Annotated in this window: 17 protein-coding genes; 8 read left to right on the plus strand and 9 right to left on the minus strand. The window is 69.1% G+C overall.

Translation table 11 applies throughout. The features are described 5' to 3' along the window. The first annotated feature begins 37 nt into the window (after positions 1-37). Together radA and disA are read left to right on the plus strand one after the other, a co-directional pair. Positions 38-1,456, plus strand: a complete 1,419-nt coding sequence (radA, locus tag ACQPY4_RS38460; protein WP_433329720.1) for a DNA repair protein RadA — start codon at positions 38-40, stop codon at positions 1,454-1,456. Positions 1,457-1,592: 136 nt separating this feature from the next. Further along, complete coding sequence (disA, locus tag ACQPY4_RS38465) at positions 1,593-2,675, plus strand: DNA integrity scanning diadenylate cyclase DisA (RefSeq protein ID WP_433329722.1); 1,083 nt, start codon at positions 1,593-1,595, stop codon at positions 2,673-2,675. A gap of 1,083 nt (positions 2,676-3,758) precedes the next feature. Here the strand turns inward: disA and ACQPY4_RS38470 are convergent. Next, positions 3,759-4,376, minus strand: a complete 618-nt coding sequence (locus ACQPY4_RS38470) for a hypothetical protein (RefSeq protein ID WP_433329724.1) — start codon at positions 4,374-4,376, stop codon at positions 3,759-3,761. A 100-nt stretch (positions 4,377-4,476) separates the two neighbouring features. Here ACQPY4_RS38470 and ACQPY4_RS38475 point away from each other — a divergent pair, with 100 nt between their 5' ends. Continuing rightward, the gene (locus ACQPY4_RS38475; RefSeq protein ID WP_433329726.1) at positions 4,477-5,346 is read left to right on the plus strand and encodes an A/G-specific adenine glycosylase; all 870 of its coding nucleotides are present in this window, start codon (positions 4,477-4,479) and stop codon (positions 5,344-5,346) included. Positions 5,347-5,848: 502 nt separating this feature from the next. Here ACQPY4_RS38475 and ACQPY4_RS38480 read toward each other — a convergent pair. Beyond that, complete coding sequence (locus ACQPY4_RS38480) at positions 5,849-6,295, minus strand: nitroreductase/quinone reductase family protein (protein WP_433329728.1); 447 nt, start codon at positions 6,293-6,295, stop codon at positions 5,849-5,851. Between the two features lie 120 nt (positions 6,296-6,415). Between ACQPY4_RS38480 and ACQPY4_RS38485 the strand changes: the two genes are divergently transcribed. Next, entirely contained in the window at positions 6,416-7,108 is a 693-nt protein-coding gene (locus ACQPY4_RS38485) for a TetR/AcrR family transcriptional regulator (protein ID WP_433329730.1), read from the plus strand. Between the two features lie 42 nt (positions 7,109-7,150). Further along, positions 7,151-8,134, plus strand: coding sequence for an adenosine deaminase (add, locus tag ACQPY4_RS38490; RefSeq protein ID WP_433329732.1), 984 nt, complete (start codon positions 7,151-7,153; stop codon positions 8,132-8,134). Between the two features lie 1,001 nt (positions 8,135-9,135). Here the strand turns inward: add and ACQPY4_RS38495 are convergent. The 5 genes from ACQPY4_RS38495 to ACQPY4_RS38515 form a co-directional block, all read right to left on the minus strand. Further along, positions 9,136-11,649, minus strand: coding sequence for an ATP-dependent Clp protease ATP-binding subunit (locus tag ACQPY4_RS38495; protein WP_433329734.1), 2,514 nt, complete (start codon positions 11,647-11,649; stop codon positions 9,136-9,138). A 348-nt stretch (positions 11,650-11,997) separates the two neighbouring features. Continuing rightward, positions 11,998-12,330 (minus strand): histone-like nucleoid-structuring protein Lsr2, encoded by a 333-nt coding sequence (locus tag ACQPY4_RS38500; RefSeq protein WP_433329736.1) that lies wholly within the window; start codon positions 12,328-12,330, stop codon positions 11,998-12,000. A 621-nt stretch (positions 12,331-12,951) separates the two neighbouring features. Beyond that, positions 12,952-13,569 carry an RDD family protein gene (locus ACQPY4_RS38505; RefSeq protein WP_433329738.1) on the minus strand — a complete coding sequence of 206 codons (618 nt, stop codon included), beginning with the start codon at positions 13,567-13,569 and terminating at the stop codon, positions 12,952-12,954. Positions 13,570-13,584: 15 nt separating this feature from the next. Then, positions 13,585-14,433 (minus strand): RDD family protein, encoded by an 849-nt coding sequence (locus ACQPY4_RS38510; RefSeq protein WP_433329740.1) that lies wholly within the window; start codon positions 14,431-14,433, stop codon positions 13,585-13,587. Between the two features lie 3 nt (positions 14,434-14,436). Continuing rightward, on the minus strand, positions 14,437-14,958 hold the full coding sequence (locus ACQPY4_RS38515) for an amino-acid N-acetyltransferase (protein WP_433329742.1): 522 nt from the start codon (positions 14,956-14,958) through the stop codon (positions 14,437-14,439). 227 nt (positions 14,959-15,185) lie between these two features. Here ACQPY4_RS38515 and ACQPY4_RS38520 point away from each other — a divergent pair, with 227 nt between their 5' ends. Then, positions 15,186-16,124: an NlpC/P60 family protein gene (locus ACQPY4_RS38520; RefSeq protein WP_433329744.1), complete on the plus strand. Its 939-nt coding sequence runs from the start codon at positions 15,186-15,188 to the stop codon at positions 16,122-16,124. A gap of 903 nt (positions 16,125-17,027) precedes the next feature. Here ACQPY4_RS38520 and ACQPY4_RS38525 read toward each other — a convergent pair. Beyond that, positions 17,028-17,258 (minus strand): LuxR family transcriptional regulator, encoded by a 231-nt coding sequence (locus ACQPY4_RS38525; protein ID WP_433329746.1) that lies wholly within the window; start codon positions 17,256-17,258, stop codon positions 17,028-17,030. Positions 17,259-17,723: 465 nt separating this feature from the next. On the opposite strand from ACQPY4_RS38525, the gene ACQPY4_RS38530 reads away from it, so the two are divergent. Both ACQPY4_RS38530 and ACQPY4_RS38535 read left to right on the plus strand, forming a co-directional pair. Beyond that, the gene (locus tag ACQPY4_RS38530) at positions 17,724-18,806 is read left to right on the plus strand and encodes a LacI family DNA-binding transcriptional regulator (RefSeq protein ID WP_433329748.1); all 1,083 of its coding nucleotides are present in this window, start codon (positions 17,724-17,726) and stop codon (positions 18,804-18,806) included. Positions 18,807-18,954: 148 nt separating this feature from the next. Beyond that, complete coding sequence (locus ACQPY4_RS38535; RefSeq protein WP_433329750.1) at positions 18,955-20,130, plus strand: cytochrome P450; 1,176 nt, start codon at positions 18,955-18,957, stop codon at positions 20,128-20,130. Here ACQPY4_RS38535 and lysX read toward each other — a convergent pair. Further along, positions 20,117-21,571: a bifunctional lysylphosphatidylglycerol synthetase/lysine--tRNA ligase LysX gene (gene lysX / locus ACQPY4_RS38540; RefSeq protein WP_433339202.1), complete on the minus strand. Its 1,455-nt coding sequence runs from the start codon at positions 21,569-21,571 to the stop codon at positions 20,117-20,119. The genes ACQPY4_RS38535 and lysX overlap by 14 nt on opposite strands. Positions 21,572-21,633: the final 62 nt, after the last annotated feature.

The following is a 21,633-nucleotide window of genomic DNA, read 5'->3' on the forward strand; positions in this document are numbered from 1 at the left end:
CGGCCGACTGTCGTGGGCGGCCTCTAGGCTTCGGCGCATGGCGAAGGCGAAGACCGCGAAGGCGACCTACCGCTGCTCCGACTGCGGCTGGCAGACCTCCAAATGGGTCGGGCGATGCGGCGAGTGCCAGACATGGGGCACGGTCGCCGAGGCGGGCAGCGCCACCCCGGCGCGCCTGGTCACCGCGGGGCCCGTCAGCGCCCCGGCGCGGCCGATCGGGCAGGTCGACGTGCGATCGGCCCAGACCAAGCCCACCGGGCTGGACGAGCTCGACCGCGTGCTCGGCGGCGGCATCGTCCCCGGCGCCGTGCTGCTGCTGGCGGGCGAGCCCGGCATCGGCAAGTCCACGCTGCTGCTGGAGGTCGCCGCGCTGGCGTCCACGCAGGAGTCGGGCGGGTCGCCCGTCCTGTACGTCACCGGCGAGGAGTCGGCCGAGCAGGTCAGGCTGCGCGCCGACCGCGTCGGCGCCATCACCGACCAGCTCTACCTCGCCGCCGAGACCGAACTGTCGGCCGTGCTCGGACACGTCGACGCCGTCGAGCCCACGCTCATGGTGGTCGACTCGATCCAGACCATCGGCAGCTCCGAGGCCGACGGCGCACCCGGGGGCGTCACCCAGATCCGCGAGGTCACCGCCAACCTCATCCGGGTTGCCAAGGAACGCGGCATCACCGTCGTCCTGGTCGGCCACGTCACCAAGGAGGGCGCGATCGCGGGGCCGCGCCTGCTGGAGCATCTGGTCGATGTCGTCCTGTACTTCGAGGGCGACCGGCACAGCAGGCTCCGGATGATCCGCGCGGTGAAGAACCGTTACGGACCGACCGACGAGCTCGGTTGCTTCGACCTTTCCGAGGTCGGCATCGTGGGGCTTCCCGACCCCAGCGGGCTGTTCCTGACCCGCCGCGAGGAACCCGTCCCCGGCACCTGCGTCACCGTCACGCTCGAAGGGCGCCGCCCCCTGGTGGCCGAGGTCCAGGCCCTGGTCGCCAAGTCGCACCTGCCCTCCCCGCGCCGCGCCACATCGGGGCTGGAGACGTCCCGGGTGGCGATGGTGCTGGCCGTGCTGGCCCAGCGCTGCAAGATCTCCATGCACGAGCAGGACGTCTACGTCTCGACGGTCGGCGGCGTCCGGCTCACCGAGACCTCCGTCGACCTCGCGCTGGCGCTGTCGGTCGCGGGCTCGACCGTCGAGCAGTCCCTGTCCGGCAGCCTGATCGCGGTGGGCGAGGTCGGGCTCGCGGGCGAGGTGCGCGTGGTTCCCGGCGTCCAGCGCCGCCTGGGCGAGGCCGCCCGCCTGGGGTTCAAGCACGCCGTCGTCCCCCGGGGGTCCCTGGAGCTCACCGACGGCTCGCCGCTCAAGCGCGCCGACCCCCAGCTCACCAGCTACGAGGGCATGAAGGTGATGGAAGTCGACAGCCTCACCCAGGCCCTCCAGGTCGCCTTCACCGCCCCCTGAGCACCCGTTTTCGGGTGATTTCGGACCCGAAGGACGCCTGGTAAAACTGCACACTCGGCCGCTTGCGCCCAGGCAGACGACCCGCGCACCCTGCTCCTCGGTAAACTGGCGCCGTCCAGCGACCTCCGGGGGCCAGGTGCCAGTACACGACAAGGGTCATGACGAACGACGCCGCGCGACTCTCGCGGCCGTAGCCCCGGGCACACAGATCCGGGACGGACTTGAACGCATCCTGCGGGGGCACACGGGTGCGCTGATCGTCCTCGGCTACGACAAGCTGGTCGAGGAGCTGTGCTCGGGCGGGTTCGAACTCGACGTCGAGTTCTCCGCGACCCGACTGCGCGAACTCGCCAAGATGGACGGCGCGATCGTCCTCGACGGCGACCACGACCGCATCGTGCGTGCCGCGGTGCATCTCGTGCCCGACTCCACCATCCCCACCGAGGAGTCCGGCACCCGCCACCGCACCGCCGAGCGCGTCGCCCGCCAGACCGGCCACCCGGTGATCTCGGTGAGCCAGTCGATGCACATCATCGCCCTCTACCTCGACGGCATCCGCTACGTCCTGGAAGACTCGGCGGCCATCCTCTCCAAGGCCAACCAGGCCCTGGCCACGCTCGAGCGCTACAAGCTGCGCCTGGACGAGGTCTCCGGCACCCTGTCGGCCCTGGAGATCGAGGACCTGGTCACCGTCCGCGACGTCAGCGCGGTCGTCCAGCGGCTGGAGATGGTCCGCCGCATCGCCGACGAGATCGAGGGCTACGTCGTCGAACTCGGCACCGACGGCCGGCTGCTCTCCCTCCAGCTCGACGAACTCGTCTCGGGCGTCGACGTCGACCGCGAACTGATCGTCCGCGACTACCCGTCGGCCGACACCCGCTCACGCGGCTTCGACGGCGTCCTGGCCGACCTCGACCGCCTCTCGGCCAACGAGCTGCTCGACCTGTCCACGGTCGCCGAGGTCATGGGCTTCGCCGGCCCCGACGCCCTCGACCTCCCGGTCAGCCCAAAGGGCTTCCGCCTTCTGGCCAAGGTCCCGCGCCTCCCCAGCCTGGTCGTCGACCGCCTCGTCGAACACTTCGGCGGCCTACAAAAACTCCTCGCCGCCAGCATCGACGACCTCCAAGCCGTAGGCGGCGTCGGCGAATCCCGCGCCCGCAGCGTCCGCGAGGGCCTCTCCCGCCTAGCCGAATCCTCAATCCTCGAACGCTACGTCTAACCCCACTCCACACCAACGAACCCCCACCACCCACCAACGCCCACCCACGCGCCAACAAACACCCACCGCCCGACACCGGCCGTCCGTAGCGCGACGGCATCGCCCGCCACACGACCACGGTCGCCCGCCCCGCGACGGCAGCCGCCTGTCAAGCGACGGAGGTCGTCCGCCGCGCGGCGGTGGTCGCCCGCCGCGCAAACCCAGGCACCCCAATCGCCCAGGCACCCCCAATACGGCAAGCACCCACGGCGCGACAGCGGCCGTCCGTAGCGCGACGGCATCGCCCGCCACACGACCACGGTCGCCCGCCACGCGGCGCTGGTCGCCCCTGACGCGACGGCAGTCGCCCGTCGCACGGCGGTGGTCGCCCGTCGCACGGCGGTGGTCGTCCGTCGCACGGCGGTGGTCGTCCGTCGCGCAAACCAGGCGCCCCCAATACGGCAAGCGCCCACGCGCGAAACCAGTCGTCGCACGACGCGGGGCGTCCGTCGCATGACGACGGGCGCCCCTCACACGAAACCAGCCGTATTACGCGTGACGCCTCACGTGACCTCAACCGTCCACCACACAATCGCGGACGTCCCCAACGCGTGATCCCCCGCATCCACCATGCGGATCTAAACGCCCACCACGTGAGGCCGAGGTGCGACACCAAGAGCCCAACCGTGCGATTCCGTGCCCGTCACGTAACTAAGACGTCCCAGGTGGCTGGGGCCCCAACGCGTTATTCCGGACGGCCACCATGTGACCCGAGCCCACAACACGTGCCACTGAGCGTCCACCGTGCGGCCTCGGCACTCCGCGCGCGCCAACCGCGTGACGCCTGGCGCCGCGCGTGATCACGACCGTCCACCGTGCGATCCCGGACGTCCAGCGCGTGATCCCGCGCGGCCACTATTCGACGCCGGGGCTCACCGTGGCGACACCAGGCGCATATTGGGCGGCGCCGAGCGTCCACTCGTGATCCCAGACGCCCGCCCCATGACGCCGGGCGTCCGTCCGCGGTGCGGACCGATGCCGTGGTGCCACTACGCGACACCGAGGGTCCCTCGTGCGGGCACGGGCGTCCTGCGTGGGTCCGGGTCAGCGGAGGGTGAAGACTTGCTTCTTTACCTTGGTGCCCTTGAGCGTGACCACGTAGGTGCCGGGACGGACGGTCGTGCGCTTGCCCTGGCAGCGCTCGGTCGAGCGCTTGCGGTCCCAGGTGACCACGCCGACGTAGGGGATGCCGCGCCTGAGCATCTGGATGGACGAGCCCGTGCCGCCGTCGCACTCGGCCGACGACCACACCCGGTCCGAGCCGGACGTCACACGGATGTCCAGCGCCTTGGGCCCCACGTCGAACGTGCAGGCCCGCTCCCCGGTGTTCACGGCGGTCAGCTGGAACTGCGGCATCTCGCCGGGGGCGTACTGGGTGCGCGAGACCGCCATGTTGACCACGACGGCGTCCGGCTCGCAGGCGTCGCCGTCCTTCTTGGGCGGCGCCGCGGTGACCTTGGCCGTCGCGGTGACGGTCACGGTCGGCATCGCGGTCGGCGCGGACGGGATGCCCGAGGCGCTGGGGCTCGCGACCGACGCCGCGTTCTTCAGCGGCTTTTTCTCCTCGCCCCCGGACGCGCACGCCCAGGCCAGAAGCCCCACAGCCCCGAGGACACCGGTCAGCGCGATCGCCCGGCGCCGCCAGTACTGGTCAATCCCCATTCCGTCAGGATCACTTCCAGTATCCGTACCCATACGTTGAGTATGCATTTGTTGATCTAGAAAAGGGTGGAGACGCGCCGTGCCAGAATGACGACTCGTCATGGAGACCTACACAGCCCCGATCCTCGACTGGTACGACGTCCACGCCCGCGATCTCCCGTGGCGCGCGCCCGATGCCACTCCCTGGGGAATCCTGGTCAGCGAGATCATGCTTCAGCAGACTCCGGTCGTGCGGGTCCTGCCGGTGTGGCACGAATGGCTTGAGCGCTGGCCCACTCCCGCCGATCTGGCCGCCGAGCCCTCTGGCGAGGCCGTCCGGGCCTGGGGTCGCCTCGGTTATCCCCGCAGGGCCCTGCGCCTTCACGAGGCCGCCAAGGCGATCGCCGAACGCCATGACAACCAGGTTCCGTCGTCCCATGACGACTTGCTGGCGCTCCCGGGTATCGGCGCCTACACCGCGGCGGCCGTGGCCAGCTTCGCCTACCAGGGACGACACGCCGTCCTCGACACCAATGTCCGCCGAGTCCTGGCCCGCTTGGTCTCAGGCGAGGAATATCCGCCCAAGTCCCAGACCAAGGCCGAGGTCCGGATGGCGGAGTCGCTCTTGCCTCCCGATGCCCCCACCGCAGCACGCTGGGCCGTGGCCGTCATGGAGCTGGGCGCTCTGGTCTGCACGGCCCGCTCCCCCCGATGCGTCGACTGTCCCGTGATCTCCCAGTGCACCTGGCAGCACAAGGGGCGACCCGCCTACGACGGCCCTCCGCGCCGAGGCCAGACCTACGCGGGCACCGACCGCCAATGCCGGGGGCGCCTGCTGGCCGTCCTGCGCGACTCCCCCGCGCCCGTGGAAAAGGTCGCCCTGGACGTCGTCTGGTCCGACCCCATCCAGCGCGAACGTGCCCTGGACGCCCTAGTGGCCGACGGACTCGTAGACCCGCTGGACGACGGCCGCTACACCCTCCCCGCCTGAAGACAATCGGCCCCAACACGGCGCCCGGCTCGCCCCCACGCAAACACACCCCGGACGCGCTAGTGAGCAACGACTTCGTCGACTCAATGGAAACGGCCGCCGTCCCCTCCCCCACCTCCGACGCCGAACGCGTCCGCTCAATCGCATCTGGTGTCGCCGGGGCCGGGGCCGACGCAAAGCGCGTCGTCGCGGACGTGTTTCCGGCGTTAGATGTCGGAGCCGGGAGCTCGTGCGCAGCGCCATGGCTGCTCGGAGCGGCGCGTCTAGCTCCGCGGCATGCTCCAGGATCGGCCTGGTGCAGCGCCGCGAGTTCGGGCCTCGGATCCAAGCCCGCTCCTCGGGGAACTGGTCGCGCGGCTCGCGGTGGTGGGCCGTCGCATTCCGGCGAACACCGCACTGGTCGACGCCGCCACACTGGCGGACCAAATCCTCTCCGCCGCACAAGGCGTCCTGGTCGCCGCTTCGTGGCGTCGCTCGACGACGGCCGGTCCGTCCTCCGCGCTTAGGCACGATCGAGTTCGAAGACGGGGAAGCCGGGGGCGATCGCGGCCAGTTCCTCGTCCGTGGAGTTCTTGGTGACGCCCTCGAAGAAGCGGCCGACCTCCCAGGCCCACTTGTCGAGGTAGGCGCGGAGCACGGGGATCTTCTGGTCGTCGGGGAGTTCGGTGGCGGTGAAGGTCTGGGCCTTGCGGCCCAGACGCAGTTCTCCGCCGCGCGCGACGCGCATGTTGCGCACCCACTGGGTGTGGCCGCGCGGAGCGACCAGGTAGCGGCGGCCGTCAAAGGTGAGGGGATTGACCGGGGTGGTTCGCCATTCGCCGCTGGTGCGGCCACGGACGGCCAGGACCCGCGATCCCGCCACGCTGATCCCCTTGCGGGCGAGGAAGGCGGTGAACCTGTTGAAGAAGTGGTCGGCGCGTCCGGGCTTGATATTGCGGGTGGCGTTCATGATGTCTCCTTTGTGAGCACTGCTCTCGCTTGAGAACAGTGTGCACGTGTCTGGATTCGAAGGCAAGAGCAGTGCTCTCGAATTTGTTCACTGCTCTGCCCCTGTGCCAGACTCGGTGTCGTGAACGCGAGCCGCACCGCCCGAGAGCGCGCCAGAGCCGAGCTGACCCGAGAGATCAAAGAAGAGGCCAAGCGTCAGCTCGGGGAGGTGGGGGCACATGCGCTCTCGCTCCGGGCCGTCTCCCGCGAGCTGGGCATGACCTCCTCGGCGCTCTACCGCTACTTCGCCAGCCGGGACGAGCTGCTCACCGCGCTGATCATCGACGCCTACGAGGCCCTGGGCGACCGCGTGGCCGCCGCCGAGGAGAAGGCGTCCGGGCAGAGCCTCCGGGGACGCTGGCGCGTAGGCTGCGCGACCATCCGGGCGTGGGCCCTGGAGCATCGCCACGAGTACTCGCTGGTCTACGGCTCGCCTGTTCCGGGTTACAGCGCGCCCGAGACCACCGTCGCCCCGGCCGCTCGCATCGCGGGGGTCATCCTGGGCATCGTCCACGAGGCCTGGCTCGAGGGCTCGATCACCGCCCCGATCGTCCCCTTGGACGACCTCGAACTCCAACGCCAGGCGCCTCTGGTGCACCCGGGGCTCCCGCCCCACGTCGCGGTACGGGCGGCGATTGCTTGGACGCAGCTCTTCGGCATGATCAGCTTTGAGCTATACGGCCATCTGGCCAACACCCTCGACCCGGCCACGCCCTTCTTCACCCACGCCGTGGAGACCATGGCCGACTTGATCGGCCTTCCCGCGGACCCGTAAATGGCTTGGTGAGAGCGGGGTCCTCGGATCTAGTGTGGGCCGGTGCGTGATCTTCTGAGACTGCCCAAGGCCCACCTGCATGTGCATCTGGAAAGCACCGTCCGATGGGAGACCCTCCGAGAGATCGGGGCGGCCAACGGCATCGAGGTGCCGGCGCATTTGGACGGCGGCTACGCTTTCGGAGGGTTCGCCGACTTCTTCGTCCAGAACGACCTGGTTCGCACCTGCCTCCGGACGGCGGACGACTTCCGCCGGATAGCCCGCGAATACTGCGAGGACGAGGCCGCCCAAGGAACCCGATACGCCGAAGTGTCCTTCACCGCGGCGGCACACGGGGAGCGGGTCGGCGACCTCGAGATGCCGCTGGCGGCGGTGATCGAGGGCCTCGAAGCGGGCCGGGCGGAATTCGGAGTGGAATGCCGACTGATCCTCGACCACTCGCGGCGCCGGTCGGTGGAGCGGGCCTGGCGCACGCTCGACCTGGCGCGAGCGCACGAGGAGGTCGTAGCGATCGGCCTCGCCGGGGACGAGGCGCATTCGGGAGAGCCCTTCGTGGACGTCTTCGCCGCGGCCCGGGACGCCGGAATCCACGTCGTCCACCACGCCGGTGAGGCTGAAGGCCCCGCGAGCATCCGCCAGGCGCTCGGAGACGGCCGGACGGAGCGCCTCGGGCACGGGATCAGGGTCCTGGACGATCCCGCCCTGGTCGAGGAGGTCAGGGAGCGGGGCGTCCCGCTCGAAGTGTGCCCCTCCTCGAACGTGGCGCTGGGCTTCGCGGCCTCTTTCGCCGACCATCCGCTTCCGCGCCTTCGGGAGGCGGGACTGCTGGTGACGGTGAACACCGACATCCCGATCCTCATCGGGACGCCACTTGCGACCGAGTACGCCTTGGTCCGCGACACCTTCGGCTACGACGACGCCACGCTGGCCGAACTCGCCCGCAACGGCGTCGACGCCTCGTTCGCCCAGGACGACCTCAAGGCCCGCCTGCACACCGAGATCACCGACTGGCTCGCCCACCCCTGACGTCCCGCCGCCCGGTTCGTCCCGTCTTCGGCGACCCGTCCATCGGCCTGCGCACGGCCGCCTCACTCCGACCGTCCCGCAATCCACGACCCGACCCGGGAGCCAACTCGTCCTGGGTCCCTACGGCCCTTACCCGGCCACACCTGGTCCGGGGGCCCTGCCCCTGAACCGGCTCGTCATGACCACCCGGCATCCCGCCCACCGGGTCACGAACCGCCCCCGCTGAGCCCAACTGCACAACTACTTCCTCGCCCCGCGTAGCCCACGAAACGGCTCGTTGCCAGCGCCCCGCCGCTAGGCAGCCCGTCCGTCGGAAAGCCCAACAGGCAGCCCAACCCACCCCAGGGCGACTTGCCCGCCCTGGCCCCACCACACGGCTGTCACGAGTGCCCCGCCACTGCCCGGCCTGCCCGAGCGAGCCCGCAGCGCAACGGCCCGCTCAGCCCAGCCGCACGACGACTCCCCGCCCCGGCCCCGGCGCGACCCGCGACACGGCTCGTCACGAGTGCCCCACCGCTGACCAGCCCGCCCGAGCGAGCCCGCAGCCCAACGGCCCGCTCAGCGCAACCGCACGACGACTCCCCGCCCCGGCCCCGGCGCGACCCGCGACACGGCTCGTCACGAGTGCCCCACCGCTGACCAGCCCGCTCGATCGAGCCCCACAGCCCAACGGCCCGCTCAGCCCAACCGCACGACGACTCCCCGGCGCGGGTCGCGGCATGGCTCGTTGTAAGTGCCCGGGTGGTGGCCAGCCCGTCGAGCGGGCGCATGCGGCCCGGCGGCCCTGGCGGCGAACTGCCCGCTCGGCCCATCGGTCGACGGCTCACCCGTCTCGGGACCTCGTGGTCTGGGGACCGTCAGTCGCTTGCGGTTCGGGGGCGACCGGCCTGGCAGGTTGCTCGCCTGGCTCGGTCTCCGTGGGCGGGGGAAGGGTTTGGGGGCTGGGACGCGGCGAGGCCCGCACCGGAAGGTGCGGGCCTCGGTCGTTCGCTGGGGTGTCGTCAGTCCTTGTTGAAGTTGACGGCGCCCTCGATCGGGGGCGGGCTGTCCGGGACGCCCGTGGGCTTCGGGACGCCCTTGAAGGTGAACTTGGCCTTCTCGCCGGTGCCCTCGACGCCGACGATGACGATCTGGCCGGCCTTGAGCTCGCTGTACAGGATCTTCTCGGACAGGTTGTCCTCGATCTCCCGCTGGATCGTCCGGCGCAGCGGCCGGGCGCCCAGGACGGGGTCGTAGCCCCGCTCGGCCAGCAGGTCCTTGGCGTCCTGCTTGAGCTCCAGGCCCATGTCGCGGTCCTTCAGCCGCTCGTCCACCTTGGCGATCATCAGATCGACGATCTGGATGATCTCCTTCGGGGTGAGCTGGTGGAAGACGACCGTGTCGTCGACGCGGTTGAGGAACTCGGGGCGGAAGTGCTGCTTGAGCTCCTCGCCGACCTTGGACTTCATCCGGTCGTAGTCGCCCTGCTCGTCGTTCTGGCGGGCGAAGCCCATGCCCTGGCCCTTGGAGATGTCCCGGGTGCCGAGGTTGGTCGTCATGATGATGACGGTGTTCTTGAAGTCGACGACCCGGCCCTGGGCGTCGGTCAGGCGACCGTCCTCCAGGATCTGCAGGAGCGAGTTGAAGATGTCCTGGTGAGCCTTCTCGATCTCGTCGAACAGGACGACCGAGAACGGCTTGCGGCGCACCTTCTCGGTGAGCTGGCCGCCCTCCTCGTAGCCCACGTAGCCGGGCGGGGAGCCGAAGAGCCGCGAGACGGTGTGCTTCTCCATGAACTCGCTCATGTCGAGCTGGATCAGCGCGTCCTCGTCGCCGAACAGGAACTCGGCGAGCGTCTTGGAGAGCTCGGTCTTACCGACGCCGGACGGGCCGGCGAAGATGAACGAGCCGCCGGGACGCTTGGGGTCCTTCAGGCCCGCGCGGGTGCGCCGGATCGACTGGGAGAGCGCCTTGATGGCGTCCTCCTGGCCGATGACCCGCTTGTGGAGCTCGTCCTCCATGCGCAGGAGGCGGGTGCTCTCCTCTTCGGTGAGCTTGAAGACCGGGATGCCGGTGGCGGTCGCGAGGACTTCGGCGATGAGCTCGTCGGTGACCTCGGCGACGACGTCCATGTCGCCGGCCTTCCACTCCTTCTCCCGCTGCGCCTTCTGCGCCAGGAGCTGCTTCTCGGAGTCGCGCAGCGCGGCGGCCTTCTCGAAGTCCTGCGCGTCGATCGCCGATTCCTTCTCACGCCGGACGTCGGCGATCTTCTCGTCGTACTCGCGCAGGTCCGGCGGCGCGGTCATCCGGCGGATGCGCATCCGCGAACCGGCCTCGTCGATGAGGTCGATCGCCTTGTCGGGCAGGAACCGGTCGCTGATGTAGCGGTCGGCCAGCTGCGCGGCGGCGACCAGCGCGCTGTCGGTGATCGACACGCGGTGGTGCGCCTCGTAGCGGTCGCGCAGGCCCTTGAGGATCTCGATCGTGTGCGACAGGGACGGCTCGGCGACCTGGATCGGCTGGAAGCGGCGCTCGAGCGCGGCGTCCTTCTCCAGGTGCTTGCGGTACTCGTCCAGCGTGGTCGCGCCGATGGTCTGGAGCTCGCCGCGCGCCAGCATCGGCTTGAGGATGCTCGCGGCGTCGATCGCGCCCTCGGCGGCGCCCGCCCCGACCAGCGTGTGCAGCTCGTCGATGAACAGGATGATGTCGCCGCGGGTGCGGATCTCCTTCAGGACCTTCTTCAGCCGTTCCTCGAAGTCACCGCGGTAGCGGGACCCGGCGACCAGCGCGCCGAGGTCGAGGGTGTACAGCTGCTTGTCCTTGAGCGTCTCGGGGACCTCGCCCTTGACGATCTTCTGGGCCAGTCCCTCGACGACGGCCGTCTTGCCGACGCCCGGCTCGCCCACCAGCACCGGGTTGTTCTTGGTGCGGCGGGACAGCACCTGCATGACCCGCTCGATCTCCTTGTCACGGCCGATGACCGGGTCGAGCTTGCCCTCTCGGGCGGCCTGCGTGAGGTTGCGGCCGAACTGGTCGAGCACAAGGGAGGTGGACGGCGCCGACTCCGAGGGACCGCCGGAGGCGGCCGGCTCCTTGCCCTGGTAGCCGTGAAGCAACTGGATCACCTGCTGGCGGACCCTGTTCAGGTCGGCGCCCAGCTTCACCAGGACCTGGGCGGCCACGCCCTCGCCCTCACGGATCAACCCCAGCAGGATGTGCTCGGTGCCGATGTAGTTGTGGCCGAGCTGCAGCGCCTCGCGCAGCGACAGCTCAAGGACCTTCTTGGCACGCGGAGTGAACGGGATGTGCCCGGACGGCGCCTGCTGACCCTGGCCGATGATCTCCTCGACCTGCTGGCGCACCGCCTCCAGGCTGATACCCAGGCTCTCCAATGCCTTGGCAGCGACACCTTCACCCTCGTGGATGAGCCCAAGGAGGATGTGCTCGGTGCCGATGTAGTTGTGGTTGAGCATCCTGGCCTCTTCTTGAGCCAGGACGACAACCCGCCGCGCGCGGTCGGTGAACCTTTCGAACATCTCGTCGCTCCTCACAGAGCGGTTGGGCAGAGTCCGGGTCGTCCGGACTTGTCCTTCCGCATGCTAGCCCGCCCCGAGGAGGCCGCCCGGTGCACTCCCACCAGGAGACGTTCCCCAGCTATGCGCTGTTCAGTCTCATCCAACTACCCGATCGGTACGTCATGTTCCCGGTACGCCTCAAGCGAACGGGGGCCTTTCCGCAGGTGGCCCGCGCCGGGGGCGCAACGCGCGCGTATCGCCGAATGAGACCTGTCTACCTCTTCTCGCGCGCGGGAACCGTCGTATCGCTACGCCACAAGCGAACGGCCCGCCTCGGAATCGAGGCGGGCCGCCGGCGAGGCTGACGAGTCAGTGGGCCTCGGCCTCATACCGCTCGATCACATGAGCCGGGATACGGCCGCGCTCATTGACCTTGATGCCACGGTCCTTGGCCCAGGCGCGGATCTCGGCGCTGCGTTCCCGGTTCGAGGCGCTGCGCTGGCGGCCGCGTCCACGACGGGAGGCGGAGCCGGCCTTGCGCGCCTTCTCCACGAACGGCTGCAGAGAATCCCGCAGCTTCTTTGCGTTGGCGCTACTCAGGTCGATCTCGTAGTGGGCGCCACCGAGCGAGAACTCTACGGTCTCGTCCGCCTCGCCACCGTCGAGGTCGTCGACGAGAAGCACCTGAACCTTCTGTGCCATGGGGACAGACCTTTCAGCTGGAGCAAACTGCATTCGGTTGCCAAAGATATACCGCGAAGCTTGCCGATGACAATTCAACACTCGCGATGAAGTTACCTTCCCCCGCGGTAACTCATCGTAATCATGGTCATCGAATCCGCCATGCGGACCTTACACAGTCCCTGCCACCGGGCGCACGACCCCTGACGATGGAGGAATTGTCCGGCCGCCGGGCCCGGGATTTCGGGGTGACGGGGGTCACCGAGAGGCGTCCCGTCGCAGGTCATGATCTTGTATTGAACCAGGTTTCGAAGCCGTCGAGCTTTCCCGTGCCGGTGCCGTCGTCCCGGAATTAGGTCGGCGGCAACCTTAACCGGAGGCGGGCAACACCCACCTCGGGGCCATCGATTTACCCCCACGTAACGGCACTAACCACACGGGACCGGGGTATTGCGGAACACCGCGAACGCCCTGGTCCAGGGGCGATCACGCCGTTCCGACGTCCGATGTGACTTGGTGCCGTCAACGCACGTTCCGGCGAAATCCGTTGACGTCATACGAGCACGCGCGTTCACACGCGTGGCACGCACGCCTCGTCACCCGCCGGGCGTACTTATATCAGCGGAAAAGTCGGCATTGCCGTTACAGGGTGGGGCGCTTCACCACGATCGTCCCCGCCGCACGGTCATGCAGCGCGCGACGTCCCGGCCCCTCATACAGCGCCGCCGCGTTCACGACCCAGAAAACTCCGGCGATCAGACCGAGTACCGGTACCGGGCGCGCGGCGATCGGAAGCGCATAAGTTGCGGCACGCAACAACGCGCGTCCGATGCCGAGACGCGTTACCTCCGCGTCGACCTCGATCTCACCGGCCGACGCCGGCTCGTCATCGTCGGTGGATGACCCCTCGCGCCCGCCCGCGGCAAAGCGCACGGCCCTTCCGATTTGCGCGATGCGTCCCAGATCGCGAGACGAGCCGCCTTCCCCCGAAATCGGGGGAGACGCCACCGGCTCGCCGTTCGCCGCCCCTTTTTGTGCCCGGGGTACGACATGTATGCCGGCAAAGCGCTTTCCCAGCGTCCGGCCCCACAGGGCCAGCTGAAGCGACTCGTAGAGCAGCAGAAGGCCCGCCACCACCGGGGGGATGACGAGCTCCGCGTCCGGGCGTGGAAGGGCCTCACGGACCACCAGGACGACGGGGAGGCCCACGATGAGCGTGTCGACGATCCGCGCCAGCAAACGCTGACCCGGATCCGCCAATTCAAGGATGGCGCCCTACCCCTCGTACTCGCCGTACTCGCTCTCGTCGTACTGGACGCGCTCGTCGATGACGAGCGTCCCGGCGAAGCGATCGTGCACCGCCTGGTGCAATGGCTGGTCCCAGATCGCCCACAGGTAGGCCATCAGCGCACCGGCCCAGACCAAGAGCATTCCGTAGGCGAAATACTCCCAGGCCATCACGGCCAGCACGAGGAAGAAGAAGATGCCGAACTGGTATGCGAGGTTGTTGATCGCCGCGCGCCAGACCGCCTGGTAGGTCGTCAGCGCCTCACCCGCGGGGCGAACCTGGACGACTCCGATATGCAGAAGCCGCTTGCCGAACGTCCGTCCCCACATCGAGAGCTGGACCGCCTCGTAGATGAACGGCAGCACCGCCAGGACGGCGAAGAGCGTGAAGATGATCGGCCAGTTCCACAAGCCGCCCTCCTCGCCCGCGGTCTTCCCCGACGTGTCGAGATCGCCGAACATCGCGATCGTGAACGGGACGATCAGGGCGAAGCCCACGATCGAGACGAGAAGGTTGTCGACGATCCGCGCGCCCGCGCGCCGCAGGATCGGCGCCAGCGGCAATTGCGCCGCTTCCGACACGTCGTCCTGCTCAAAGGACGGCTGCTGCGGCTGCCATTGCTGCTGCGGCTGCGGCTGCTGTTGTGGTGGCGGGTTCTGCCACTGCTGCGGCTGCGGCGCTTGCTGATTTTGCCAATGCCGCGACGGCCCCGGCTGCTGGGGCTGTTGTGGTTGCTGATAGGGCTGTTGCGGTTGCTGGCCTTGGGGGCCCTGATAGGGCGGCGGCGGGCCGTACGAACCCTGCGGCGGCTGGCCACCGCGGGGGGAATCACTCATCGCTCAGTCCTCCAGGCGAAGCAACATGCGGGTGTTGCCCAACGTATTCGGCTTGACGCGGTCGAGGTCGAGAAACTCCGCCACACCATCGTCGTACGAGCGCAGGAGCTCCTCAAAGACCTCAGGAGACACGGGGGTTCCGAGGATCGGCTGGAATCCGTGCCGCGAGAAGAAGTCCACCTCGAAGGTAAGACAGAAGACGCGGCGCACACCGAGTTCCGCGGCGGTTTCCAGAAGTCTCGTCACGATGCGGTGCCCGATGCCCCGTCCGCCATATCCCTTGGCGACGGCGACCGACCGGACCTCGGCGAGGTCCTCCCACATCACGTGCAGGGCGCCACAGCCCACCAGGCGGCCCCCTGACGCGTCCTGGACGTCCTCGGCCACCCAGAATTCCTGGACGTCCTCGAAGAGCGTCACGGTCGTCTTCTGGAGCAGGCGCCGCCCGGACCCGCCGTAAAGGTCGACGAGTTCGCGGATTCCCTGGACGTCTGCGGTACGAGCCCGTCTGATCACGACTTCCACAAACAGTCCACCGTATCGGCTTTTTCCGGCCGCAGACCCGGCCGATCGTCCGGAACAGCCGAGGGTTTACGCGTGTCACCTGCGACTTCGCATGTTCTGGTTGGCATCGCACCTCGACTCCGTTAGTGTCCTGACGCTGACATCGGACGATGTCCGATCCGCCGCCCCCAGGACGGAAGGGCCTCTCCCCCACGTACCTCGTCAGGCGGTTCTGGAGAGGAGAACTCGTGAAGCCACTGCGCGCGGCCTTCATCGGCGTCCTCATCGCCGTCCCGACCCTCGCGACGCCCGCCCACGCCGACCCGGACCCGTCGGCCAAAGAGCTCCAGACCCAGGCGTACAAGCTCGCCGACCAGCTCGAGCAGCTCACCGAGCAGTACAACGGCCTCAAGGTCAAACTCCAGCAGTCCCAGCGCGCCGCCAAGGTCGCCACCGACAACGCCAAGCGCCAGGAGGAATCGCTCCAGGGCGTCCGCGACAAGGTCGGCAGCCTCGCCGCCACCAGCTACATGTCGGGCGGCGCCGACCCCACGGTCTCCTTCGTGGCGTCCCAGGACCCCCAGGCCCTCCTCGACCAGGCCGCCACGATCAGCTTCTTCGCCACCCAGGACGGCACCAAGGTCCAGGGCCTCATGCAGGCCATGCAGTCCGCCCAACGCGCCCGCAAGTCCGCCGAAGACCGCGAGAAGCAGGTCAAGCAACTGCGCGTCCAGCTCGACGCCCAGCGCAAGAAGGTCACCCAGACCTACGAGAAGGTCCGCACCAAGCTCGTCAAGAAGGACCCCACCCAGCTGAGCAAGCTCCCCGTCGTCGGCACCGGCAAGGCCGCCCAGGCCCTCCGCTACGCCATGACCAAGATCGGGCGCCCTTACGTCTGGGGCGCCGCGGGCCCCAACAGCTTCGACTGCTCCGGCCTCACCATGTGGGCCTACAAGCAGGTGGGCATCAGCCTCCCCCACTACACCGGCAGCCAGTGGAACGCCGGAACCCAGATCTCCAAAGACCAGCTCCAACCAGGCGACCTGGTCTTCTTCTACGGCGACCTCCACCACATGGGCATGTACGTAGGCGACGGCAAAATGCTCCACGCCCCCCAAACCGGCGACGTAATCAAGATCGCCCCCCTAGCCGGCCGCCCCTGGGCCGGCGCAGTAAGAGTCGCCTAGCTGCCAAGGCCCACACCCCGTCCAGCCCTCCGCACCACACAAGCACGCCCAACCCAGACATCACGCACAACAGAGCAATTCAGCTAAGCCGCGCCCCACCGCAAATGCGCCCTCGGACACATGCGAGACGCGCCCCGACCATAAGCACGGCCTGCGGACGCGACGCCACGAGTGAATGCGGCATGCGCGGACTCGAACAAACACGGCGAACCCAAACGCAGCGGGAGCGCGGTTCACGCGGACGGCGCCGCGAGGGCCCGGACGGGGCGAGTGGAAGGCTCACCGAATGCGCGGTCGTGACGGCGGACGCGGGGCGGCGCAGCGTGCGAGTACAGCGCGGGGGCGAGCGCGGCTCGCGTGGACGGCACCGCAAGGGGCCCGGTTGGGGCGAGGGGAAGGGCTCACGGAACGCGCGGTCGTGACGGCGGACGCTGGGCGGCGCAGCGTGCGAGTACAGCGCGGGGGCGAGCGCGGCTCGCGTGGACGGCACCGCAAGGGGCCCGGTTGGGGCGAGGGGAAGGGCTCACGGAACGCGCGGTCGTGACGGCGGACGCTGGGCGGCGCAGCGTGCGAGTACAGCGCGGGGGCGAGCGCGGTTCACGTGGAAGGCGCCGCGAGGGCCCGGATGGGGCGGGCGGAGGGCTCACGAAATGCGCGGTCGTGACGGCGGACGCGGGGCGGTGCAACGTGCGAGTGCGGCGCGGGGGCGGGCGCGGTTCACGTGGACGGCGCGGCGGGGCCCGGATGGCGCGTGGGGCGGGAAGCTCGCGAGGGCGCGGTGGGGCTGGGCGGGGTGGGGACTTCGTCCGCGGCGGCGCCTTCGGCAGGGACCTACCTGCCGGGGTGTCGGCGCCGCCGCCGGGAGCGGACGGAAGTACTACGGTGATCGGCTGCTTGGTTTTCCTAGATGAGTTGCCTTCGGGCCGCCCACACAACGGCCTCGATAGGGGTGTTGACGTCGAGACGATCACAGATCGTCCGAAGCCGACGGCGCAGTGTGCGTGCGCTCAACTCGAGTTTGCGTGCCGCCACATCGGCGGTGACCCCGCTGGCGATCTGCGCGAGCAGCTTGATCTCCTCCTCGTTCAGCCGCAGATCCTCGGTGCCACGACGTGCGAGTGTGGCCTGTTCCACTCCGTCCTCCCTCGTCCGCTGTGATGACCGCGGGGATGCAGCCGTCCGCTGCACAGGCACGGGTAGGCCTCGATCTGTGTGCGTTTGGTTGCCAGGTCCGGAGCTTCCGGACTTAGATCATCGGTTTCCTTTGCTGTTCCGCGTGCTTGGCCGGAGGTGGCCGTTAGGACGTTTGGGGGGCGCCTTCTGGGAACTCCGGGTAACGATTCACTCGTTGGCCGACCGAACGAAGACGTGTGTCCACTGGGGGCCCGCGTCGCGTCCGGGACGGGCCAAGATCGCCAGCCATCTGCCCCGTCCCTTCTCTCGTTCGATCCACCGGTATCTCCGTCCCCTCCGTGGGCGAAGATCGTGAATCGTTTCAAGCTACGCTTCGGCTCGGAACGCTAGGCGGCCAGATCCGGCCCGTCAAGCACCAAATAGGAGCTATGTGTGCTTGAATGACCACATTCTGTAACCGATCTTGTGGAGTCGTGGCATCTAAAACTCGATAACCTGCAGAAACAGGCCCTTGGGTCGACGAGGAGTGAGTTGGCACAGACCAGTATTCGCGAGGTCGCGAGGCGCGCCGGGGTCTCAGTTGGGACAGTTTCGAATGTCCTAAACCGGCCAGATCTCGTGGCCGAAGCTACCCGTGATCGCGTTCGCGCGGCCATCGAGGAGCTCGGATTCGTCCGGAACGAGTCCGCACGGAGGCTCCGTCAGGGGCCCGTGGACGACCCCGCGAGCGCGCCGCGCGGACGCGCGTTCGGGGTCGTCGTCGAGGACCTCACCAACCCGTATGCCACTGATGTGGTGCGGGGGGCCGAGCTCGCCCTGAACGAGGGCGGGCATGACGCCCTGTGGCTCACCAGCGACCATTCGCCGGAAAAGGAGCGGCGCTGCCTGGAATTGCTCGAAGAACAGCGGGCCGCCGGAGTCCTCATCATTCCGGTGGGGATGGGCGAGGCCGACATCGTCCGTCTCAGGAACGCGGGAATGGCCGTGGTCCTGCTCGACCATGCCGGACGCGACATCTGCTCGGCGCAGGTCGACCATGTGGCCGGCGGCGACATCGCGGCCGCTCATCTGCTCAGCCTGGGGCACGAGGATCTGGCCTTCGTGACTGGTTTGCCCGAGCTTCAGCCGATCGTGGAACGTCATAACGGTGCCGAGCGGACGGTTTCCAAGGCCGGTGGGCGCGATCTGATCTGCCTGACGCAGGACGCCCTGAGCCCGACCGAGGGCGTGGCGGCGGCGAGGCGGCTGCTCGATCTGATTCCGGTCCCCACCGGGGTCTTCTGCGCGAATGACTTGCTGGCCATCGGCGTGATCAACGAGCTGATCCGGCTCGGCGTCCGGGTGCCCGACGACATCGCGGTGATCGGGTACGACGACATCGAGCTGGCCACCAGCGCGGCGGTCCCGCTCACCACCATCCGCCAGCCTCGGCGCGAGCTCGGCTGGGAGGCGGCCGAGCTGGCCCTCGCCGAGATCGCCGAGGGCGACTCCCACCAGCATCGCCAGGTGGTCCTCACGCCCGAACTCGTGGTTCGCGAGTCGGCGTAAACCCCCCGCGCCAGGGCCCGTGCGCCGCTCTCAGCCCCGCATAGGCCCTGGCCCTCACGTAACGCGACTCTGGCCCTTATAAGCCCGCAAATCGGGTTTGAGCGCCTGGATCTTGACAGCGGCGCACCCGATCGGACTGACTGGGCCCATGGTGGACGCGGCGGCGATTCTCGGCTTCGATCCCTTCGCCCCGGCCTTTCGGGCCGACCCCTATGCGCAGTACCGGCAGCTGGGAACCCTCGGACGGACACCGGCCGGGCTCTGGGTGACCACGTCCCATCGCCTGTGCGAGCGCGTGCTGCGCGACCCCCGGTTCGGGCACCGGCCCGAGACGGGCGGGATCTGGGGCGAGGAGCCGCGCCGGCGTTCGTTCCTGCTGCTCGACCCGCCCGACCACACGCGGCTGCGCCGACTGGTCAGCAAGGCGTTCACGCCGAGGCTCGTCGAACGGCTCCGCCCCCGGGTGGAGGAACTGGTGGACGAGCTGCTCGACGGCCTGACCGGGCGGGCCGACGTGATCGCGTCGCTGGCCTACCCGTTGCCGGTCAGGCTGATCAGCGAGCTGCTCGGCGTCCCGCCCGAAGACCGCGACCGGTTCAAGGGCTGGTCGGACGCCCTGGCCCGCGGCCTCGACCCCGAGTTCCTGCTCCCCGATGCCGACGTCGCGCGCCGCCACGAGGCCCGGGTGGAGTTCACGACCTACTTTCGCGCGCTGGCCGCCCGGCGCCGCGAGGAACCCGAGGACGACCTGCTCAGCGCGCTGGTCGCGGTCTCGGACGGCGGCGATGTCCTGAGCGAGCCCGAGCTGCTGGCGACCTGTGTCCTGCTGCTGGTGGCGGGCCACGAGACGACCGTGAACCTGATCGGGAACGGGGCGCTGGCGCTGCTGCGCCATCCCGATCAGCTGGCGTGGTTCCGCGAGCACCCCGAGGCGGCCCCGGCGGCCGTCGAGGAGCTGCTGAGATACGACCCGCCGGTGCAGCTCTCGACGCGGTCGGCGCTGGAGGACGTCGAGCTCGACGGGACGAAGATCGCCCTGGGCGAGCCCATCCTGCTGCTGACCGGCGCCGCCAACCGCGATCCCGAGGTCTTCGACGAGCCCGAGCGCCTCGACCTCACGCGGTACACCCGCGACGCGCCCCGGCATCTGGCGTTCGGGTCGGGCATCCATTTCTGCCTGGGCGCGCCGCTCGCGCGGCTGGAGGGCGAGATCGCCCTGCGGCGCCTGTTCGAGCGCGAGGTCGCGCTGGACGAGACGCCGCCGGCCTATCGCGACAACCTCGTCCTGCGCGGCCTGGCCGAGCTTCGGGTCACTCGGGCTTGACCAGCGGGAACAGGATCGTTTCGCGGATGTTCCGCCCGGTGAAGGCCATGATCATCCGGTCGATTCCGGCGCCCATGCCGCCGGTCGGGGGCATCGCGTATTCGAGGGCCCGCAGGAAGTCCTCGTCCAGCTGCATGGCCTCGTGGTCGCCCCCGGCGGCGAGCAGCGACTGCTCGGTGAGGCGGCGGCGCTGCTCGACGGGGTCGATCAGCTCGGAGTAGGCGGTGCCCAGCTCGGTGCCGAAGCCGATGAGGTCCCACTTCTCGGTGAGCAGGGGCTCGTCGCGGTGCTGGCGGGTCAGCGGGGACGTCTCGACCGGGTAGTCCATGACGAACGTCGGCTGGATCAGCGTGTGCTCGATCAGTTCCTCGAAGATCTCCTGGACGAGCTTGCCCTGCCCCCACTTGGGGTCCCAGCTGACGCCGCGGGCGTCGGCGTGCTTGCGGACCTGCTCGATCGGGGTGTGCGGGGTGATCTCCTCGCCGATGGCGTCCGAGACCGAGCCGTACAGCGTCACGCGCGGCCAGCGGGCCAGGCCGAGGTCGACCTCCAGGCCGTCGTGGACGACCACGGACGTGCCGAGGGCGGCCACGACCGCTTTCTGGTACATCCGCTGGGTGAGGTCGGCCATGTCGTTGTAGTCGAGGTAGATGCCGTAGGCCTCCAGCATCGTGAACTCGGGGTTGTGCGTGGAGTCGGCGCCCTCGTTGCGGAAGTTGCGGTTGATCTCGAAGACCTTGTCGATGCCGCCGACGACGAGCCGCTTGAGGTACAGCTCGATGGCGATCCGCAGGTAGAGGTCCATGCCGTAGGCGTTGATGTGGGTCTTGAACGGGCGCGCGGCGGCCCCGCCGTGGATCGGCTGGAGCATCGGGGTCTCGACCTCGAGGTACCCCTCCTCGTGCCAGAAGTCGCGGACCGCGCGGACGGTGGCGCTGCGGACATGGGCCATCCGCCGGGCCTCGTCGTTGACGATCAGGTCGACGTACCGCTGCCGGACGCGCGCCTCGGGGTCGGTGAGCCCGGCGTGCTTGTCGGGCAGGGGGCGCAGGCACTTGGACGTGATCGCGTACCGGTCCGCCATGATCGACAGCTCGCCGCGGCGGGAGGTGATGACCTCGCCCTCGACGCCGATGTGGTCGCCGAGGTCGACGTCGGTCTTCCAGGCGTCCAGGGCGTCCTGGCCGATCTTGGCGAGCGAGAGCATGACCTGGATCTCGTCGGCGCCGTCGCGGATGGTGGCGAAGCAGAGCTTGCCGCTGTTGCGGACGAGCATGACGCGTCCGGTGACGCCGACCTTCTCGCCGGTCTCGGTGCCGGGCTCCAGGTCGGGGTGTTTGCTCCTGACCTCGCCGACGGTCGCCGTCCGGGGGAAGTTCACCGGGTACGGGTCGATGCCGCTCTCGCGCAGCCGGTCGAGCTTCTCCCGGCGCACGCGCATCTGCTCCGGGAGGTCGTCGTAGGTCTCGTCGCTCACGCCGCCCAGGCTATCGACCCCGCTCA

The sequence above is a fragment of the Spirillospora sp. CA-294931 genome, from assembly GCF_050946795.1.
In the GTDB taxonomy this organism is placed as follows: domain Bacteria; phylum Actinomycetota; class Actinomycetes; order Streptosporangiales; family Streptosporangiaceae; genus Spirillospora.

What these genes read in the sequence shown, in the direction of transcription:
- ACQPY4_RS38500 (WP_433329736.1), bottom strand. Translation starts at nt 12,330, where the DNA reads ATGGCACAGAAGGTTCAGGTGCTTCTCGTCGACGACCTCGACGGTGGC.
- ACQPY4_RS38510 (WP_433329740.1), bottom strand. Translation starts at nt 14,433, where the DNA reads ATGAGTGATTCCCCCCGCGGTGGCCAGCCGCCGCAGGGTTCGTACGGC.
- ACQPY4_RS38495 (WP_433329734.1), bottom strand. Translation starts at nt 11,649, where the DNA reads ATGTTCGAAAGGTTCACCGACCGCGCGCGGCGGGTTGTCGTCCTGGCT.
- ACQPY4_RS38480 (WP_433329728.1), bottom strand. Translation starts at nt 6,295, where the DNA reads ATGAACGCCACCCGCAATATCAAGCCCGGACGCGCCGACCACTTCTTC.
- ACQPY4_RS38470 (WP_433329724.1), bottom strand. Translation starts at nt 4,376, where the DNA reads ATGGGGATTGACCAGTACTGGCGGCGCCGGGCGATCGCGCTGACCGGT.
- ACQPY4_RS38475 (WP_433329726.1), top strand. Translation starts at nt 4,477, where the DNA reads ATGGAGACCTACACAGCCCCGATCCTCGACTGGTACGACGTCCACGCC.
- lysX (WP_433339202.1), bottom strand. Translation starts at nt 21,571, where the DNA reads ATGCGCGTGCGCCGGGAGAAGCTCGACCGGCTGCGCGAGAGCGGCATC.
- ACQPY4_RS38535 (WP_433329750.1), top strand. Translation starts at nt 18,955, where the DNA reads ATGGTGGACGCGGCGGCGATTCTCGGCTTCGATCCCTTCGCCCCGGCC.
- radA (WP_433329720.1), top strand. Translation starts at nt 38, where the DNA reads ATGGCGAAGGCGAAGACCGCGAAGGCGACCTACCGCTGCTCCGACTGC.